Annotated in this window: 12 protein-coding genes and 1 pseudogene; 4 read left to right on the forward strand and 9 right to left on the reverse strand. The window is 65.7% G+C overall.

Annotated elements, in window-relative coordinates:
* The first annotated feature begins 122 nt into the window (after positions 1-122).
* Positions 123-2,495 carry a xanthine dehydrogenase family protein molybdopterin-binding subunit gene (locus GGD61_RS32085; RefSeq protein WP_092253063.1) on the forward strand — a complete coding sequence of 791 codons (2,373 nt, stop codon included), beginning with the start codon at positions 123-125 and terminating at the stop codon, positions 2,493-2,495.
* 175 nt (positions 2,496-2,670) lie between these two features.
* On the opposite strand, the gene GGD61_RS32090 is transcribed toward GGD61_RS32085, so the two are convergent.
* The gene (locus GGD61_RS32090; protein ID WP_092252690.1) at positions 2,671-3,468 is read right to left on the reverse strand and encodes a hypothetical protein; all 798 of its coding nucleotides are present in this window, start codon (positions 3,466-3,468) and stop codon (positions 2,671-2,673) included.
* Between the two features lie 104 nt (positions 3,469-3,572).
* Here GGD61_RS32090 and GGD61_RS32095 point away from each other — a divergent pair, with 104 nt between their 5' ends.
* The 3 genes from GGD61_RS32095 to GGD61_RS32105 all read left to right on the forward strand — a co-directional run bounded on the left by GGD61_RS32095 (position 3,573) and on the right by GGD61_RS32105 (position 7,036).
* Positions 3,573-4,076, forward strand: coding sequence for a YaiI/YqxD family protein (locus tag GGD61_RS32095; protein WP_092252688.1), 504 nt, complete (start codon positions 3,573-3,575; stop codon positions 4,074-4,076).
* A gap of 1 nt (position 4,077) precedes the next feature.
* Complete coding sequence (locus GGD61_RS32100) at positions 4,078-5,889, forward strand: ABC-F family ATP-binding cassette domain-containing protein (RefSeq protein WP_092252686.1); 1,812 nt, start codon at positions 4,078-4,080, stop codon at positions 5,887-5,889.
* A 67-nt stretch (positions 5,890-5,956) separates the two neighbouring features.
* Positions 5,957-7,036, forward strand: a complete 1,080-nt coding sequence (locus tag GGD61_RS32105; RefSeq protein ID WP_092252684.1) for a D-TA family PLP-dependent enzyme — start codon at positions 5,957-5,959, stop codon at positions 7,034-7,036.
* Between the two features lie 96 nt (positions 7,037-7,132).
* Here the strand turns inward: GGD61_RS32105 and GGD61_RS32110 are convergent, their stop codons facing one another.
* The 8 genes and pseudogenes from GGD61_RS32110 to GGD61_RS32145 form a co-directional block, all read right to left on the reverse strand.
* Positions 7,133-8,353, reverse strand: a complete 1,221-nt coding sequence (locus GGD61_RS32110) for a TIGR03862 family flavoprotein (RefSeq protein ID WP_092253061.1) — start codon at positions 8,351-8,353, stop codon at positions 7,133-7,135.
* Positions 8,350-9,265, reverse strand: a pseudogene (locus tag GGD61_RS32115) (SDR family NAD(P)-dependent oxidoreductase). The gene GGD61_RS32110 and the pseudogene GGD61_RS32115 overlap by 4 nt, the downstream one beginning before the upstream one ends.
* A gap of 221 nt (positions 9,266-9,486) precedes the next feature.
* A complete protein-coding gene (locus GGD61_RS32120; protein ID WP_092252682.1) occupies positions 9,487-9,966 on the reverse strand; it encodes a MaoC family dehydratase in 480 nt (159 codons plus the stop codon).
* Positions 9,967-11,682 carry an AMP-binding protein gene (locus GGD61_RS32125; protein WP_092252680.1) on the reverse strand — a complete coding sequence of 572 codons (1,716 nt, stop codon included), beginning with the start codon at positions 11,680-11,682 and terminating at the stop codon, positions 9,967-9,969.
* A 128-nt stretch (positions 11,683-11,810) separates the two neighbouring features.
* The gene (mmsB, locus tag GGD61_RS32130; protein WP_312012759.1) at positions 11,811-12,719 is read right to left on the reverse strand and encodes a 3-hydroxyisobutyrate dehydrogenase; all 909 of its coding nucleotides are present in this window, start codon (positions 12,717-12,719) and stop codon (positions 11,811-11,813) included.
* Positions 12,720-12,725: 6 nt separating this feature from the next.
* Positions 12,726-13,793 (reverse strand): enoyl-CoA hydratase/isomerase family protein, encoded by a 1,068-nt coding sequence (locus GGD61_RS32135; protein WP_092252676.1) that lies wholly within the window; start codon positions 13,791-13,793, stop codon positions 12,726-12,728.
* Positions 13,790-14,935, reverse strand: coding sequence for an isobutyryl-CoA dehydrogenase (locus GGD61_RS32140; protein WP_092252673.1), 1,146 nt, complete (start codon positions 14,933-14,935; stop codon positions 13,790-13,792). Before GGD61_RS32140 ends, GGD61_RS32135 begins: the two co-directional genes overlap by 4 nt.
* A 22-nt stretch (positions 14,936-14,957) precedes the next feature.
* Positions 14,958-16,454, reverse strand: coding sequence for a CoA-acylating methylmalonate-semialdehyde dehydrogenase (locus GGD61_RS32145; protein WP_018319880.1), 1,497 nt, complete (start codon positions 16,452-16,454; stop codon positions 14,958-14,960).
* Positions 16,455-16,537 lie beyond the last annotated feature (83 nt).

Consider the following 16,537-nt stretch of genomic DNA (forward strand, 5'->3'; position numbering starts at 1 on the left):
CGCATCACATGGGACCATGCCCATTCGTGCGTTGTCGTGAACGGGGTGGTGGGTTATCTCAAGGGGATCCGGTGCCCCGCTGCCGCGAAAATGCGCAAATGCCGGCTTTTCAGGTCAATTCCATGCAAGAACACACCAAATCGTCCACGCTCGAAAACGCTATTGCACTGCAAAAATATGGCGTCGGGCAGCCCGTCCGCCGCAAGGAGGACGACACGCTGGTGCGCGGCAAGGGCCGCTATACCGACGATTTCAACCTACCCGGCCAGGCCTATGCCGTGGTCATCCGTTCCACCCACGCCCATGGCACCATCCGCGGCATCGGCATTGATGCCGCCAAGGCGATGCCGGGCGTGCTCGGCGTGTGGACCGGCAGGGATCTCGATGCCGCGGGCTATGGCCCCTTCACCTGCGGCCTGCCGCTGAAGAGCCGCGACGGCTCGCCTTTGCTCCAGACCAACCGTCAGCCACTGGCGACCGACAAGGTCCGCTTCGTCGGCGATCCCGTCGCCTTCGTCGTGGCCGAGACGCTGGCGCAGGCGCGCGACGCCGCCGAGGCGGTCGAGCTCGATATCGAGCCGCTGCCGGCTGTGACCGACCCTGAAGAAGCTGCCAAGCCCGGCGCGCCGCAGCTCTATGAGCACATTCCCCACAACGTGGCGCTCGACTACCATTATGGCGACATGGACAAGGTCAACGCGGCCTTCGCCAGCGCCGCCCATGTCACCAGGATGGACATCGAGAACACCCGCGTCGCCGTGGTCTCGATGGAGCCGCGCGTCGGCCTTGCCTCCTACGACAAGACAACCGAGCGCTACACGCTTCAGGTGCCGACGCAGGGCGTCGCCGGCAACCGCGCCAACCTCGCCAAGAACCTGAAAGTGCCGAACGAGAAGGTGCGCATCCTCACCGCCAATGTCGGCGGCTCCTTCGGCATGAAGAACATCAACTATCCCGAGTACATGTGCATCCTGTACGCGGCGAAAGTGCTGGGCCGCCCGGTGAAATGGCTCGACGAGCGCTCGACTGCCTTCCTCTCCGACAGCCATGGACGTGCGCAAAAGATCCATGCCGAGCTCGCGCTCGACGCCGAGGGGCATTTCCTCGCGGCCAAGCTGTCCGGCTACGGCAATCTCGGCGCCTACATCACCGGCGTCGCGCCGGGGCCGCTCTCGCTCAACACCGGCAAGAATTTTTCCAGCGTCTACCGCACGCCGCTGATGGCCGTCGACATCAAGGTGGTGCTGACCAACACCACGCTGATGGGCGCCTATCGCGGCGCCGGCCGGCCGGAGGCGAACTACTACATGGAGCGGTTGATCGATCGCGCCGCCGACGAGATGGGCGTCAACCGGCTGACCTTGCGCAAGCGCAACTTCATCAAGCCGAACCAGATCCCGTTCGCGGCCTCCTCCGGAGTCACCTATGACAGCGGCGACTTCCCGGCCGTGTTCAACAAGGCGCTCGAGATCTCCGACCACGAGAATTTCGCCAAGCGCAAGAAAGAGAGCAAGAAGGCCGGCAAGCTGCGCGGCATCGCGGTCGGCTCCTATCTCGAGGTCACCGCGCCGCCGAGCCCTGAGCTCGGCAAGATCGTGTTCGACGCTGACGGCTCCGTGCAGCTCATCACCGGCACGCTCGATTACGGCCAGGGCCATGCCACGCCATTCGCGCAGGTGCTCAGCGAGCAGCTCGGCGTTCCCTTCGAGAGCATCAAGCTGGTGCAGGGCGACAGCGACATCGTCCACACCGGCAACGGAACCGGCGGCTCGCGCTCGATCACGGCAACCGGCCAGGCCATCGCGGGGGCTGCCAAGCTCGTCATCGAGAAAGGCAAGCGCGCAGCGGCGCATATGCTGGAGGCGTCCGAAGCTGACATCGAATTCGAAGGCGGCAGCTTCACCATCGCCGGCACCGACCGCAGCATCGACATCATGGAGCTCGCCAAGAAGCTGCACGACGGCAAGACGCCGGAAGGCGTGCCCGATAGCCTCGACGTCGATCACACCAGCGAACCGGTCGCCTCGGCGTTTCCGAACGGCTGTCACGTCGCCGAGGTCGAGATCGATCCTGAGACTGGCGTGGTGCAGATCGTGCGCTACAGCGCGGTCAACGATTTCGGCACGGTGATCAACCCGCTGCTGGTCGCAGGCCAGCTCCATGGCGGCGTCGTCCAGGGCATCGGGCAAGCCCTGATGGAGCACATCCGCTACGACGAGAGCGGCCAGCCGATCACGGGCTCGCTGATGGACTACGCCCTGCCGCGCGCCGAGGACGTTCCCAACATGACGGTCGGCGATCACCCGGTGCCGGCCACGACCAATCCGCTCGGCAGCAAGGGCTGCGGCGAAGCGGGATGCGCCGGCAGCCTGTCGACGGTGGTGAACGCGGTGCTCGACGCGCTCTCGGATTACGGCGTGAAGCACATCGACATGCCGCTGACCCCGGAGCGCGTGTGGCGGGCAATCCAGGATGGTAAGGCGAAGGCGGCGTAGTCGTCGTTCACCTCTCCCCGCTTGCGGGGAGAGGTCGAAGCCGGAGCGCAGCAAGGCTTCGGGTGAGGGGGACTCTCCGCGAGTCCAACTTTCATCGTCCTTGCGGAGACTCCCCCTCACCCGCCGCGCGTTCCGTGCGTCGGCCTCTCCCCGCAAGCGGGGCGAGGCGAAGACCCTACACCGCCTGCTCGCGCGGCTGGTAGATCGCAATGTGCTGGCAGTGGGCGAGCGGCGTGGTGCCGTTGGCGACGACGAGCGCGTCGAGCTCGACGAAGCGGTGGCCCTTCTTCTCGTAATTGGCCGTGACCTTCGCCCGCGCGGTGATCTCGTCGCCGGTGCGTACCGCCGACAGCAATTGCATGCGGCTGCCGACATGGATCCACGGGCCGAGAATGGTGTTGTCGACCAGCACGCGGTTCATGACGCGCTGGATCAGGCCGGGATGGCCGAGTCCTTCGCGCGCAAAGATCGGATCGGTTTCCCTGATGTCGGCGAGATAGTCAGCCGCATCCTGCCCGGCCCAGCGCCGGGGCGTCGTGCCCAGCCATTTGCCCATCTCGAACGTCGCGGGACTGACCGGCTTGCGCTCGGCCACCACGGGCATCGCGACATAGTCGCTCGGCGACACCACAGGCGCGGCCGCCGGCAGCGAGGCCGTGCCTGTCGCGCAGAGCTCGGTACGGCTGAACACCTCGATCGTCAGCAAGCCGTTGTGCTCGGTCGCATCGACATCGGCGGTCTCGCCGTCATAGACCGGCTTGATGAAGCGGGCCTCGACCAGCCCGCGGGACAGGAAATCGCGGCCCCAGCGCGCCACCGGCACGTGCATCATGTAGGCGAAGACATCGACGCCCGGGACCAGCCCGCCGGAAAAGCCGAAGCGGCGCGCCACCGTGTCGTCATGCATCTTGTTTTCGGATTGCTTGGCGGTGTTGTAGGCCTCGACGCGCCAGGTTTCGAGCCGGTTCGGCATGGGGTCATCTTCCCTGTTCTTGTTGTTTCGGGCGGATCGTAGGCCCCAGGGAACACCGGTCAATCCCCTCGCCTTTGCAGCCCGAATGGGGTACCACGCGGCGAATGACTGACACCCCCACCCGCATCTATGTCGACGCCGACGCCTGCCCGGTAAAGGACGAAATCTATCGCGTCGCGCTCCGGCACGGCGTGCCGGTGAGCGTGGTCGCCGGCAATTTCATCCGCGTGCCGCACGATCCGCTGATCGAGCGCATCGCCGCAGGCGCCGGCATGGACGCCGCCGACGACTGGATCGTCGAACGCGTCAAGCCCGGCGACGTCGTCGTGACCTCCGACATTCCGCTGGCGAGCCGCTGCGTCAAGGCTGGCGCCGACGTGATCGCGCCGAACGGCAAGCCGTTCACGGAGGAGTCGATCGGGATGACGCTGGCGGTGCGCAATCTGATGACGGATCTGCGCTCGGCCGGCGAAGTCACCGGCGGCCCGCGCTCGTTCTCGCCGCGCGACCGCTCCGCCTTCCTCTCGGCGCTCGACCAGACGCTGCGCCGGATCCAGCGCCGCCGCGCCGATCAGGCCGCGACGAGCCAGAATTTGAGTCAGGGCTGACATGGCGCCGCCGCTGATCCAACTGAAAGACATCAGGCTGACCTTTGGCGGCACGCCGCTGTTGTCGGGCGTCGAGCTCAATGTCGCGCCATCCGAGCGCGTCTGCCTGATCGGTCGCAACGGCTCGGGCAAGTCGACGCTGCTGAAGATCGCGGCCGGCCTGGTGGAGCCCGACGGCGGCGCGCGCTTCGTGCAGCCCGGCGCCACCGTGCGTTACCTGCCGCAGGAGCCCGACTTCGGCGAGCACAAGACCACGCTGGCCTATGTCGAGTCCGGTCTCGCCCCCGGCGACGACCAGCACCAGGCGCGCTACCTGCTGGAGCAGCTCGGACTCACCGGTGACGAGAAACCGCACAATCTCTCCGGCGGCGAGGCCCGCCGCGCGGCGCTGGCCTATGTGCTGGCGCCCTCGCCGGACATTTTGCTGCTGGACGAGCCGACCAACCATCTCGATCTCGCCACCATCGAATGGCTGGAGCAGGAGCTCGACTCCAGGCGCGGCGCACTGGTGATCATCAGCCACGACCGCCGCTTCCTCACCAATCTCTCGCGCGCCACCGCGTGGCTCGACCGCGGCAAGATCAAGCAGATCGACCGCGGCTTTGCCTCGTTCGAGAGCTGGCGCGACGAGGTGCTGGCGGAAGAAGAGCGCGACCAGCACAAGCTCGACCGCAAGATCGTCGACGAAGAGCACTGGCTGCGCCACGGCGTCTCCGGCCGGCGCAAGCGCAACGTCAAGCGCCTCGCCAATCTGCACACGCTGCGCGACCAGCGCCGCAACTACCGCGGCACGGCCGGCACCGCCAGCCTCGCGGCGGCCGAAGCGGAGCAGTCGGGCAAGCTGGTGATCGAGGCCAAGGGCATCACCAAGGCCTATGGCGAGCGCAAGATCGTCGAGAATTTCTCGACCCGCATCCAGCGCGGCGACCGGCTCGGCATCATCGGCCCCAATGGCGCGGGCAAGACCACGCTGGTCAATCTGCTCACCGGCGGCGCAGAGCCGGATTCCGGAATGGTGCGCCTCGGGGCCAATTTGGAGATAGCGACGCTCGATCAGCACCGCGAAAGCCTCGATCCCAAATCGACGCTGGCCGAAGCACTGACCGGCGGTCGTGGCGACCAGATCATGGTCGGCGGCAAGCCGAAGCACGTCGTCGGCTACATGAAGGACTTTCTGTTCGCGCAGGAGCAGCGCGGCACGCCGGTGGAAGTGCTCTCGGGCGGTGAGCGCGGTCGGCTGATGCTGGCGCGCGCGCTGGCAAAACCCTCGAACCTGCTGGTGCTGGACGAGCCGACCAACGACCTCGATCTCGAAACCCTCGACGTCCTCGAGGACATGCTCGGCGATTACGAGGGCACCGTCATCCTGATCAGCCATGACCGCGACTTCCTCGACCGCGTCGTCACCTCGGTGATCGCGCCTGAGGGCAACGGCAAGTGGACCGAATATGCCGGTGGCTACAGCGACATGCTGACCCAGCGCGGTGCGGATCTGAAGCGCGAGACGACGAAGGCCCAGCCGGTTGCGGAGAAGCGGGAGGAGCGCGCCGCTGCTCCCGCCTCCGCACCGAAACGCAAGCTGAGCTTTAACGAGAAACACGCGCTGGAAACGCTGCCGAAGAAAATGGAAACGCTGCAGGCCGATATTGCAAAACTGCAGCGCGTGCTCGACGATCCCAATCTCTATGCGAAAGATCGCAAGAAATTCGACGACACCTCCGCCGCTATCGCCAAGGCGCACGATGAACTGTCTGCCGCTGAAGAGCGCTGGCTCGAACTTGAAATGCTTCGGGAAGAAATAGAGCAGGCCTAGCGCGCATTCCGCAAAAGTGGGCACCAGTTTTGCGATCAGAATGCGCGCCAACTAAGAGACGACTCTCATGACAACTCCCCTCGCTGCAAAAATCGCCCGCGAATACGGCACACCCTGCGCCGTCATCGACATGGACAGGGTCGAGCGCAACATCGCGCGGATCCAGAAAGCCTGCGACGAGGCCGGTGTCGCCAACCGTCCGCACATCAAGACCCACAAGAACCCGACCATCGCCAAGATGCAGGTTGCGGCCGGCGCCAAAGGCATCACCTGCCAGAAGCTCGGCGAAGCCGAGATCATGGCCAACGCCGGCATCGACGACATCCTGATCAGCTACAACCTCCTCGGCGAAGAGAAGATGGCGCGGCTCGGCGCGCTGCAGGCGAAGGCCAACATGACGGTGGCCGCCGACAATTCGACCGTCGTCGCCGGCCTGCCCAAGGCTGCTGCGGCGTCGGGCCGTCCGCTCTCGGTCGTGGTCGAATGCGATACGGGGCGCAAGCGCGCCGGCGTCGAGACCCCGGCGGAGGCGATCGCGCTGGCGCGCGAGATCGCCGCATCCAAGGGGCTGCGGTTCGCCGGCTTCATGCTGTATCCGACCGAGACCGGCTGGGCGGACGCGCAGAAATTCTACGACGAGGCGCTGGTCGGCGTGCGCGCGCACGGGCTGGACGCAAAAATCGTCTCGACCGGCGGCACGCCGAACCTGAAGAATATCGGCAAGCTCAAGGGCGGTACCGAGCATCGCTTCGGCACCTACATCTACAACGACCGCATGCAGGTCGCGGCGGGCTCCGCGACCTGGGACGACTGCGCGCTGCACATCTATTCGACCGTGGTGAGCCGCGCCGCGCCCGAGCGCGGCATCCTCGATGCCGGCTCGAAGACGCTCACCACTGATACCGGCGGTCTCGACGGACACGGCCTGATCCTGGAGCATCCCGAAGCCAAGATCGCGCGCTTCGCCGAGGAGCACGGCTTCCTCGATCTCTCCCGCAGCAACACGCGGCCCAATGTCGGCGACGTCGTCCGCATCGTGCCGAACCATGTCTGCGTCGTCGTCAACATGATGGACGAAGTGGTGATGGTACGTGGCGAGGAGATCATCGGCACACTGCCGGTGGCGGCGCGGGGCAAGCTGCGGTAGGCGAGCACCGTAGGGTGGGCAAAGCGAAGCGTGCCCACGACCTCTCGTCGTAACTGCGAAAGATCATGGGCACGGCGCTTCGCGCCTTTGCCCACCCTACGATTTCTTGAGCCAGCTCAGCACGCCCCTGCCCGCCGCAGCGCCAGTGGCAAACGACGCCTGCAGGAGATATCCGCCGGTCGGCGCCTCCCAATCCAGCATCTCGCCGGCGGCGAACACGCCGGGCAGCTTGCGCAGCATGAAGTGGTCGTCGAGCTCGTCGAAGCCAATTCCACCCGCCGTCGAGATCGCACGATCGATCGGGGCAACGCCCGTGAGCTGCACCGGAATGGTGTTGATCAGATGCGCAAGCTCGGCCGGCGAGAACGCGGCCAGTGGCCGGCCGGACACGATGGCGGCCTCCTGCATCAGGCCGATTCCGACCGGCGACAATTGCGCCGCCTTGCGCAGGAAGTTCGCGAGCGATTGCTTGCCGCGCGTCCCCGATAGCCGCGTGGTCAGAGCGGCGGCGTCGAGGTCGGGCCGCAATGCGATCGAAAGCGTCGCCTGCCCGAGACTGAGCACCTCCTCCCGTAACTCCGCCGACAGCGCGTAGATCGAGCCGCCTTCGATGCCGATACGGGTGATCATGGCTTCGCCGCGCACCGTATGCGCGCCGATCGTCAGCGCCACGCCCTTGAGCGGCTGGCCCTCGAAACGATCGCGGAACACATCGGACCAGGCGACCGTGAAGCCGGAATTGGCTGGCCGCAGCTTTGAGATGGCAACGCCCTTCGCGGCAAGGATGTCGGCCCAGCTGCCATCCGACCCCAGCCGCGGCCAACTGGCGCCGCCAAGCGCGAGCACGGTGGCGCTGGCAGTGACGGCCGCTGCGCCATCGGGCGCTCGAAACACCAGCCGCCCCTCACCGTCCCAGCCGGTCCAGCGATGACGAAAGGCAAACCGCACGCCGCTCGCATCGAGCCGCCGGAGCCACGCGCGCAGCAAGGGCGAGGCCTTGAACGCCTTCGGAAAGACGCGCCCGCTGGTGCCGACGAAGGTCGGCTCGCCCAGCGCGTCGCTCCACGCACGGAGCGCGTCCGGCGAAAACGCCTCGACCGCCGCCTGCAGCTTCGGTGCGGCCTCGCGATAGCGCGCCATGAAATCCAGCAGCGGCTCGCTGTGGGTGAGGTTGAGCCCGCCGCGGCCGGCCATCAGGAATTTTCGGCCCGCGGACGGCATCGCGTCGTACACGGTGACGCGCGCGCCGCCCTGCGCCAGCATCTCCGCCGCCATCAGCCCGGCGGGACCGGCCCCGATGACGGCGACGTCGGTCAGAGCTTGATCCCCGCCCGTGCCGCCGCCTGCGCCACGTATTTCTGGGTCTGCTCGAACGCCCCGGTCAGCGCCTTGGCTTTCGACATGTCGCTGATCTCGGCGAAATGCGCGGCGACGGCGTCCGGCGTCCATTCGGATTCCGGCAGGTTGATGCCCTCGCTCTCCACGATCTTGATCACGGCGAACGATCCTGCGCCGGCGCCCATGATGGTGCGGGTCGGCGCGTCCTCGCTGAGCATGTACTCGACCGCGGGCGTGATCGCGTTCGGCTTCATCAGCTGCAGCGCCTGCGGCGGCAACAGCTCTTCCGTCATGCGGGTCGCCGCCGTCGGCGAGATGATGTTGACGCGGATGTCGGACTTGCGGCCTTCTTCGGCGAGCACGTTCATCAGGCCGACCATGCCGGACTTGGCCGCGCCGTAATTGGCCTGGCCGAAATTACCGTAAAGGCCGGAGGACGACGTCGTCAGCACGATGCGGCCATAGTTGCGGTCGCGCATGCCGGCCCAGGCCGCCTTGCAGCAATAGAAGGTGCCGACGAGATGCACGTCGAGCACCTTTTGGAAGTCGGCCGCTTCCATCTTGCCGAACGACTTGTCGCGCAAAATGCCCGCATTGGCGCACAAGAGGTCGACGCTGCCCCACTCCTTGGTGGCGCTCGACCATGGCGGTGACCTGCTCGAAATTGGAGACGTCGGCGCCATCCGCCATCGCGGTGCCGCCGGCCTTGCGGATTTCCTCGACCACGGTCTCGGCCGGCGACAGCGAGCCACCGGTGCCGTCACGCGCGCCGCCGAAATCGTTGACCACGACCTTGGCGCCGCGGCTGGCCAATCCCAGCGCATGCGCCTTGCCGAGACCATTGCCCGCGCCGGTGACGATGGCGACGCGTCCGTCGAACCTGATTGCCATGAGTGAAGGTCTCTATTTCTTCTTCCCTTCTCCCCTTGTGGGAGAAGGTGGCGCGCAGCGCCGGATGAGGGGTCTCTCTCGACAGATGCGCTCGCGGAGAGAGACCCCTCACCCGCCTCGCGTTCCGCGAGGCACCCTCTCCCACAAGGGGAGAGGGTAAAACCCCGCTCTGGGTTGCCTTTTTGAGCAGCGATGGCTGGCCGGGTCAAGCCCGGCCCGGCCTACGCGAAATAGATCAGACCCAGCCACTCCGCGACCAGCGCCGGCTTGTCCTCGCCCTCGATCTCCACGGTGACATTGGTGCGGGACTGCAATTCATTGGCCTTACGGAGCTTGGCTTCGGCCAGCACGAAACGGCCGCGAACGCGCTTGCCCGAGCGCACCGGCGAGATGAAGCGCAGCTTGTCGAAGCCATAATTGACGCCCATCGTGGTGCCCGCGATCACGGGCATCACCTCATAGGACATGATCGACAGCAGCGACATCGTCAGGAAGCCGTGCGCGATGGTGGTGCCGAAGGCGGTCTCCTTCTTGGCGCGTTCAGGATCGACGTGGATGAACTGGTGATCCTCGATCACGTCGGCATAGGTGTCGATGCGCGGCTGATCGATCAGGTGCCACGACGATACGCCGATCTCCTTGCCGACCATGGCCTGGTAGGCTTCCAAGGAAATCGGCGGCTTCTTCCAGACTTCGTTCACTTAGGTCTCACTCCGTGTTTTCGGCAGTTCCGGAAAATCCTCCTCACGGAATTCCCGGCCGCGCAGCGGATCGTTGCGATCATCGTCCCGCTCCAGCCTGCGTAGCTGCACCCGGCGGATTTTGCCAGAGATCGTCTTCGGCAGCTCGGTGACGATTTCGAGGCGACGGATGCGCTTGAACGGGGCGAGCCGCGTGTGCAGGTGCTGGAAGATCGACAGCGCGGTCTCAGGCGTCCGCTCCGCGCCCGAGGTCAGCAGGACGAACGCCTTGGGGATCGCGAGCCGGATCGGGTCCGGGCTCGGCACCACCGCGGCTTCGGCCACCAGCTCGTGCTCGAGCAGAACGCTCTCCAGCTCGAACGGGCTGATTCGGTAGTCCGACGACTTGAACACGTCGTCGGAGCGGCCGACAAAGGTAAGATAGCCCTCGTCATCTTCGAACACGACATCGCCGCTGCGATAGAGCTCGCCTTCGGCACCGGCGAGCTTGCCGTCGTCGCTCTGATAACCCTGCATCAGGCCGGCGGGCCGCTCGGCGCCGAGCACCAGCGTGACCTCGCCTTCCTTCGCCTTGTTGCCGTCGGCATCGCTGATCTGCACGCGATAGCCAGGCAGCGGCCGGCCCATCGAGCCGATCTTGATGTTCTGGCCCGGCGAGTTGCCGGCCAGCGCCGTGGTTTCGGTCTGGCCGTATCCGTCACGGATGGTGAGCCCCCAGGCGGCCCGCACCTGGTCGATCACTTCAGGGTTGAGCGGCTCGCCGGCGCCGCAGACCTCGCGCAAGCTCACCTTGAAGGACGCCAGGTCCTCCTGGATGAACAGCCGCCACACCGTCGGCGGCGCGCACAGCGTGGTGACGCCGCAGCGGCCGATGGTGGCAAGCAGGCTCTTGGCGTCGAAGCGCGGCTGGTTGACCACGAACACGGTGGCGCCCGCGTTCCACGGCGCGAAGAAACAGCTCCAGGCATGCTTGGCCCAGCCGGGCGATGAGATATTGAGATGGACGTCGCCGGGCTGCAGCCCGATCCAGTACATGGTCGACAGATGCCCGACCGGATAGCTGCGCTGGCTGTGCCGGACAAGTTTTGGTTTTGCAGTGGTCCCCGAGGTGAAATAGAGCAGCATCGGGTCGTCGGCATTAGTCGGCCCATCGGCGGTAAAACTCTCCGGGGCCTTTGCGGCCTCATCATAGGAGAGCCATCCGTCGTGAGCCGTGCCGACCACGATGCGAACGATGTTCTCGGCACCAAGGCTTGCGAATTTCGCGACCTGGTCCTCGGCGGCCACCACCGCCCTCGCCTTGCCGCGATCGAGGCGATCACGCAGCTCATCCGCGGTGAGTAGCGTGGTCGCGGGGATCACGACGACGCCGAGCTTCATCGCCGCCAGCATCGTCTCCCACAGCGGAACCACATTGCCGAGCAACAACAGGAGATGATCGCCGCGCTTCAGGCCCTGCGCGCGGAGGAAATTCGCGACCTGGTTCGAGCGCTTCGAGAGCGCCGCAAAGGACAGTTTTGTCTGGCGATCCTGCGCGGCATCGACGATCCAGAGCGCGGGCCGGTCCTTGGCTTCGGCGTCCTTTGCCAGCTCGTCGAACCAGTCGAGCGCCCAGTTGAAGGGAACCGGATCCGGCCAGCGGAATCCCTTGACCGCGGCCTCGTAATCCGTGCGGTGCTTGAGCAGAAACGCGCGCGCGTCCTGAAATGTCGTCATGTTCCGGGCCCGTCGAATTGATCTTCGAACGTAGCCCGGATGGAGCGAAGCGCAATCGGGGGCCGGCTACGCCATTGGAAGCAGCTGTCCCGGATTTCGCCTCGCTCCATCCGGGCTACGAAGCCTCGCTATTTTCCAGCGAGGCTGCGAACGTGCTTGATAATTCCGGAAAAATCCACCCCGCCCTGCCCGGCTGCGTCGAAAGACTGATAGATCTCCTGCGCATGCTTGCCGAGCGGCGTCGCCGCGCCGGCCGCCTTCGCGGCGTCCTGCGCCAGCGTCAGATCCTTCACCATCAGCGCCGAGGCGAATCCCGGCTTGTAGTCGTTGTTGGCCGGCGAGGTCGGCACCGGGCCCGGCACCGGGCAATAGGTCGTCAGCGACCAGCACTGGCCCGACGAAGTCGAGGCGACGTCGAACAGCGCCTGGTGCGAGAGGCCGAGCTTCTCGCCGAGCGCGAAAGCTTCGCTCACCGCGATCATGGAAATGCCGAGGATCATGTTGTTGCAGATCTTGGCCGCCTGCCCTGCGCCGGCGCCGCCGCAATGCACGATCTTCTTGCCCATGTTCTCCAGCACGGGCTTTGCCGCGGCGAATGCGCTCTCCTCGCCGCCGCACATGAAGGTGAGCGTCGCGCCCTTGGCGCCGCCGGTGCCGCCGGAGACCGGCGCATCCACCGAGAGCACACCGTGCTTGCCGGCGAGCGCATGCGCCTGCCGCGCACTCTCGACGTCGATGGTGGAGCTGTCGATGACCAGCGCGCCCTTGGTCATCGCGGGAAGGACCTCGTTCCAGACGCCGAGCACATGCTTGCCGGCCGGCAGCATGGTGACGACTACGTCGGCGCCCTTCACCGCGCCCGCGGCGCTGTCGGCGATGCTGGCGCCGTCGGCTTTGGCCTGCGCGCGCGAGGCTTCGACGAGGTCGAACGCGACGACCTTGTGGCCGGCCTTCACGAGGTTGGCCGCCATAGGGCCGCCCATGTTGCCGAGACCGATGAACGCGATCGTGGCCATTGTCGTTTCCTCCGCTTCAATCGTTGATTAGTTGAACTTCAGCTCGTCGGCGCCGATCTCTGCGAGATACGGTGCAAGCATTTGCGGCGTCACATCCTCAATTCGTGGCGGCGACCAGATCGGGTTGCGGTCCTTGTCGATCACGGCCGCGCGCACGCCCTCGCGAAAATCATCGCTGCGAAACACCTCCAGCGCGGCACGGTATTCCCGCACCAGGCATTCCTCCAGGCTCGACGCCTCGCGCGCCAGTCGCAACAGTTTCAGCGTCACCACCATGCCGCGCGGCGATTTCTCGTTGAGCGTCTTCAGCGTCGCCAGCGCGAATTCGGAGCCGTCGCGTTTCAGGGCAGCAAAGATGTCTTCCATGCGGTCGAAGCCGAACAATGCGTCGATAGCAGGCTCTTTTGCAGCGACCGGGCCCGCAGTCTCGCCGGTCGCAAAACTGTTGATGAGCTTGGTCACCTCAGCCGCGGTCACGCCCTGACGGAGCCTGGTCAGCGTCTCGCGCAGCGCCGGCCATTTCGCCGCCGGCACCACGGCGTCGGCGAATTTCGCGTGGATCGCGTCGGGCCCGTTCATGGTCTGGCCGGTCAGGCCGAAGTAAGTGCCGACCTCGCCCGGCGAACGCGACAACAGATAGGTGCCGCCGACGTCGGGGAAGAAGCCGAGCCCGACCTCGGGCATCGCCAGCTTCGTGCGATCGGTGACGATGCGATGGCTGGCATGGGCGGAGAGCCCGACACCGCCGCCCATCACGATGCCGTCCATGAAGGCGATATATGGTTTTGGGAATTTCTTGATCCGGGCGTTGAGGATGTATTCCTCGCGCCAGAGTATCTTGCCGAGGTCGCCGTTGACCTTCGAGCTCTCCCAGAGCGTGCGGATGTCGCCGCCGGCACAGAGGCCGCGCTCGCCGGAGCCTTCCAGCACGATCACCGTGACGGCCGGATCGGCCTCGAAGCGGTCGAGCGCCTTGTCGATGTCGCGAAACATCTCCAGCGTGACGGCGTTGATGGCCTTCGGACGATTGAGCCTGATCACGCCGGCCGCGCCCTCGACGCGGGCAACGAGATCGCCCTCTTCCACTGAACTCATCGCGCGCCCTCGATCAGTTTGCGCGCCACGATGAGCCGCATGATTTCATTGGTGCCTTCGAGGATCTGATGCACACGCAAATCGCGCACGATCTTCTCGATGCCGTATTCGCTGAGGTACCCGTAGCCACCGTGAAGCTGCAGCGCATGGTTGGCGACCTCGAAGCCGACGTCGGTGCCGAAGCGTTTTGCCATCGCACACAGCATGGTGGCATCAGGGTCCTTGCGGTCCAGCGCCGCAGCGGCGCGCCACAGGAAGGTACGCGCGGCTTCCAGTTCGATCGCCATGTCGGCGAGGCGAAACTGCAGCGCCTGGAATTCGTCGAGACGCTTTCCGAACGCCTTGCGCTCCTTCATGTAGGCCCGCGCCTTGTCGAGCGCGGTCTGCGCACCACCCAACGAGCACGCGGTGATGTTGAGGCGGCCGCCATCGAGGCCCGCCATCGCGATCTTGAAGCCGATGCCTTCCTCGCCGAGGCGATTGGCCACCGGCACGCGGGCGTTCTCGAACATCACGGCGCGGGTCGGCTGCGCGTTCCAGCCCATCTTGCGCTCATTGGCGCCGAAGGAGACGCCCGGCGTCTTGCCGTCGATGACGAGGGTCGAGATGCCGCCCGGGCCATCGCCGCCGGTGCGCACCATCGCGACCAGCAGATCGGTGCCGCCGGCGCCGGAGATGAACTGCTTCTGGCCGTTGAGCACGTAGTGATCGCCATCGCGCACGGCGCGCGTACGCAGCGCCGCGGCATCCGAGCCCGCGCCCGGCTCGGTCAGGCAGTAGCTGGCGATCAGCTCCATGGTGCAGAGTTTTGGCAGCCATGTGTGGCGCTGGGTGTCGCTGCCGAAGGCATCGATCATCCAGCTCGCCATGTTGTGGATGGAGATGAAGGCCGAAGTGGTCGGACAGCCCGTCGCCAGCGCCTCGAAGATCAGCGCCGCGTCGAACCGCGTCATCGCGGATCCGCCGACATCCTCGCGGATGTAGATGCCGCCCATGCCAAGCGTCGCGGCCTCGCGCATCACGTCGACGGGGAAATGCTTCTCCTCGTCCCAGCGCAGCGCGTGCGGCGCGATCTTCTCCGCCGCAAACGCCAACGCCATGTCGCGAACCGCGATCTGATCCTCGTTCAGAGCGAACTGCATATGAGCCTCGCTCTCAAGGGGATCACTTCATCAGCGGGATCGAAAACTCCGCGCCTTCCTTGACGCCGGACGGCCAGCGCGAGGTCACCGTCTTGGTTTTGGTGTAGAAGCGGACCGAGTCCGGACCGTGCTGGTTGAGATCGCCAAAACCCGACTTCTTCCAGCCGCCAAAGGTGTAATAGGCGATCGGCACCGGGATCGGCACGTTGATGCCGACCATGCCGACATTGACCTTGGCCGCGAAGTCGCGGGCGGCGTCGCCGTCGCGGGTGAAGATGGCAACGCCGTTGCCGTAGTCGTGATCCGACGGCAGCGCCAGCGCCTCCTTGTAGTCGTGCGCACGCACGACCGAGAGCACGGGGCCGAAGATCTCTTCCTTGTAGATCCGCATGTCCTTGGTGACGTTGTCGAACAGCGAGCCGCCGAGATAAAAGCCGTTCTCGTAGCCCTGCATCTTGAAGCCGCGGCCATCGACTGCGAGCGTCGCGCCTTCCTTGATGCCGATGTCGATGTAGCCCTTGACCTTCTCGACCGCCTCGCGCGTGACCAGCGGGCCGTAATCGGCGGACGGATCGATCGAGGTGCCGATCTTGAGGCTCTCGACCCGCGGGATCAGCTTTTCCATGAGACGGTCGGCGGTGGACTTGCCGACGGGGACCGCGACCGAGACGGCCATGCAGCGCTCGCCCGCCGAGCCATAGCCCGCACCGATCAGCGCGTCGACCGCCTGGTCCATGTCGGCATCCGGCATGATGATGGCGTGGTTCTTGGCGCCGCCAAAGCACTGGCAGCGCTTGCCGGTTTGGGCGGCGCGCTCATAGATGTACTGCGCGATCGGCGTGGAGCCGACGAAGCCGACGGCTTTGATATCGGGATCGTCCAGGATGGCGTCGACCGCCTCCTTATCGCCGTTGACGACGTTGAGGATGCCGGCCGGCAGGCCTGCCTCGATCATGAGCTCGGCGAGCAGCATCGGCACGCCGGGATCGCGCTCGGAGGGCTTGAGGATGAAGGCGTTGCCGCAGGCGATCGCGGGCGCGAACTTCCACATCGGGATCATTGCCGGGAAGTTGAACGGCGTGATACCGGCGACGACACCGAGTGCCTGGCGCATCGAATAGATGTCGATCCCGGGGCCGGCGCCTTCGGTGTATTCGCCCTTCATCAGATGCGGGATGCCGCAGGCGAACTCGGCGACCTCGAGGCCGCGCTGGATGTCGCCCTTGGCGTCCGGCACGGTCTTGCCGTGCTCGCGGGCCAGCAGCTCGGCCAGCTTGTCGTAGTCGCGCTGCACCAGCTCGACGAATCTCATCATGACGCGGGCGCGGCGCTGCGGGTTGGTCGCGGCCCATTCGGGCTGTGCCGCGCGGGCGTTCTCGACGGCGGCGCGGACCTCCGCCTTGGACGCCAGCGCCACCTTGGCCTGGACGTCACCGGTCATCGGCTCGAAAACGTCGGCGGTGCGGCCAGAGGTGCCCTTTACTTCCTTGCCACCGATGAAATGTCCGACTGAACGCATGGAATGATCTCCTTGAGGCCGAGCTTGAACGCTTTGACAAATCCTATCGACCTGCATTTTATAGGATTCAAGTCTGAGATAAT

Source organism: Bradyrhizobium sp. SBR1B (assembly GCF_014198205.1).
Classification (GTDB): domain Bacteria; phylum Pseudomonadota; class Alphaproteobacteria; order Rhizobiales; family Xanthobacteraceae; genus Bradyrhizobium.